Here is a 1,586-nt window from a genome sequence, read left to right as displayed (position 1 = left end):
CCCAGCGTCAGGTCGCTGCCGGCGGTGACCCGCGCCGCGTCGACCGCGGCGGCGCCGGCCAGCCCGTTCGGCAGCCGCCAGGCGAGCCGGGCCGCATCGCCCGAGACCGCCACCGCCGGCAGGAAGTTCATGGCCGGCGAGCCGATGAAGCCGGCGACGAAGCGGTTCTGCGGCCGGTGGTACAGGTCGAGCGGGCGGCCGATCTGGGCGACGCTCAGCTGCCCCTTGGCCGCGGCATCGGGGCGCAGCAGCACGATCTTGTCGGCCAGCGTCATCGCCTCGACCTGGTCGTGCGTCACGTAGACCATGCTGACGTTGCCGAGCTTGCGGTGCAGCCGCGCGATCTCGACGCGGGTGTTGATGCGCAGCGCCGCGTCGAGGTTGGACAGCGGCTCGTCGAACAGGAACACCTTCGGCTGGCGCACGATCGCGCGGCCGATCGCGACGCGCTGGCGCTGGCCGCCGGACAGCTGCCGCGGCTTGCGCTCGAGCAGCGCTTCGAGCTTCAGCATCGCGGCTGCCTCGGCGACGCGGCGCTCGATCTCGGCCTCGGGCATCTTGTGGTGGCGCAACCCGAAGGCCATGTTCTCGTGCACCGACATGTGCGGGTACAGCGCATAGCTCTGGAACACCATCGCGACGTTGCGCTGCGCCGGCGGCAGCTCGTTGACGACGCGGCCGTCGATCACGATCTCGCCGCCGCTCACGTCGTCGAGCCCGGCGATCAGCCGCAGCAGCGTCGACTTGCCGCAGCMCGACGGGCCGATGAAGACGCAGAACTCGCCGGGGGCGATGGTCAGGTCGACATCGTTGAGGATCGCGACGTTGGCGAAGCTCTTGCGGACCTTGCGGAGTTGGATCTGGGACATGGGGATTCCTTCAAGTCATGACCGGGCGAACACGGCTTCCTGCGGCTCCAGCACGATCTCGGCGCCATCGATGCGGCCGCCGAAGCCGTGGCCGTCGATCGCCGTCCAACTGCCGGGCAGCCCGTGCGCCATGTGCGCCGGCCGGTCCGACAGGTTGAACGCGCACAGCAGCTGCCCGGCCCCGTCGCCGCGCGTGAACGCGACCACCTGGTCATGCGCCGGCAGCAGCGCCATCGCGCCCTGGCGCAGCGCGGGCTGCGTCGCGCGCCAGTTCAGGAAGCTGCGATAGCGGTTCAGCGCCGACCCCGGCTGCGGCGCCTGCGCATCGACCGCGCGCTGGCGCTGGCCCTCCGGCACCGGCAGCCACGGCGTGCCGCTCGTGAAGCCGGCGCTCGGCGCCGCGGCCGACCACGGCATCGGCGTGCGGCAGCCGTCGCGGCCGACGAACTCGGGCCACATCTCCTTGCCGTACGGATCCTGGATCTGCTCGAACGGGATCACCGCCTCGGCCAGCCCCAGCTCCTCGCCCTGATAGAGGCAGATCGAGCCGCGCAGCGAGCCGAGCAGCCCGACCAGCAGCGGCGCGACCCGCTCGGCCGGGCCGAGGCCGGCCCAGCGCGTGACGACGCGCACCACGTCGTGGTTGTTCAGCGCCCAGCACACCCAGGCGTCGCCGGCCTCGGCCAGCATCTCGGCCAGCACCGCATGCACGTAACG

The 1,586-nt window shown here is 72.0% G+C and carries 2 protein-coding genes; both read right to left on the bottom strand.

The features are described 5' to 3' along the window. The coding region (locus AC1DXV_RS34445) for an ABC transporter ATP-binding protein (RefSeq protein WP_477938025.1) at positions 1–869 on the bottom strand (869 nt) is incomplete at its 3' end. A gap of 15 nt (positions 870–884) precedes the next feature. Further along, positions 885–1,586 (bottom strand): alpha-amylase family glycosyl hydrolase (locus AC1DXV_RS34440; protein ID WP_477938024.1); only part of this gene is annotated, 702 nt, incomplete at its 5' end.

The sequence above is a fragment of the Rhizobacter sp. P3_C12 genome (genome assembly GCF_056402735.1).
This window is presented reverse-complemented; position numbering and strand designations above follow the sequence as displayed.